Source organism: Idiomarina sp. Sol25 (assembly GCF_033052775.1).
GTDB lineage: Bacteria > Pseudomonadota > Gammaproteobacteria > Enterobacterales > Alteromonadaceae > Idiomarina.
This window is the reverse complement of the sequence record NZ_JAUPEW010000175.1, coordinates 1-258: the sequence shown is the minus strand read 5'-3', so window position 1 is coordinate 258 and position 258 is coordinate 1. Positions and strand designations below refer to the sequence as shown.

1 riboswitch is annotated in these 258 nt (G+C 37.6%).

Annotated features, from left to right (window positions below):
• Positions 1 to 10: 10 nt before the first annotated feature.
• A riboswitch (cyclic di-GMP riboswitch) is annotated at positions 11 to 85 on the bottom strand.
• Between the last annotated feature and the right edge of the window lie 173 nt (positions 86 to 258).

Sequence of the window (258 nt, the reverse complement as noted above, 5' to 3'; positions counted from 1 at the left end):
AGTGTCCTTGTCAGGCAACCCGGCTATCTCTGTGAGACCCGTGGCTTTCCGTCCCTAGCTTGCACTAGGTTTGGCTTTATTCTGACGGCTAGAAGGAGATGTTATCTTACATAGTACTATATTTGAGGCAGATCTTGAATTTCTTCATGAGTATATTTCACTCTCTCTTATCGCAATAAACAGATATTAATGTCATAATGTATGATAAAATATGCAAAAAATTGCTTTAGTATTCAACAGTAGGTTGAATACTAAAGC